Source organism: Salinisphaera sp. SWV1, from assembly GCF_052044155.1.
GTDB lineage: Bacteria > Pseudomonadota > Gammaproteobacteria > Nevskiales > Salinisphaeraceae > Salinisphaera.
Genome location: NZ_JBQDYE010000167.1, coordinates 1 through 556, shown reverse-complemented (window position 1 = coordinate 556; position 556 = coordinate 1). Strand labels below are relative to the sequence as shown.

The window sequence follows — 556 nt, the reverse complement described above, 5'->3', positions numbered from 1 at the left end:
TACCGGTGATGTGGTACTGCAAAGCGCGCGCAGCGTGGCGGTCGAGGTGATGCTGGGTATCGATCCGGCGCAAAAAGATCCACTAACGCCGTATCTGGTCAATGTGAAACAAACAGACCTCGAGCCGGGGAAATATAATGTCATCCTCGGTGAACAGCTTGCCTCACAGCTAGGCGTTAATCGCGGTGATCAAATCCGCGTGATGGTGCCATCTGCCAGCCAGTTCACGCCGATGGGGCGTATTCCAAGTCAGCGCCTGTTCAATGTGATTGGCACTTTCGCCGCCAACAGTGAAGTCGATGGCTATGAAATGCTGGTGAATATTGGGGATGCCTCACGCCTGATGCGTTATCCGGCAGGCAATATTACCGGCTGGCGTTTGTGGCTGGATGAGCCGCTGAAAGTTGACTCTTTAAGTCAGCAAAAACTGCCTGAAGGCAGCAAATGGCAGGACTGGCGTGACCGTAAAGGCGAGCTGTTCCAGGCCGTACGCATGGAAAAAAATATGATGGGCTTACTGCTGAGCCTGATTGTCGCCGTTGCGGCGTTTAACATT

At 53.4% G+C, this 556-nt stretch carries 1 pseudogene; it reads left to right on the top strand.

Features of this window, described 5'->3' with window-relative positions:
* Positions 1–556, top strand: a pseudogene (locus ACS8YF_RS20055) (lipoprotein-releasing system transmembrane subunit LolC); the annotation flags it as partial.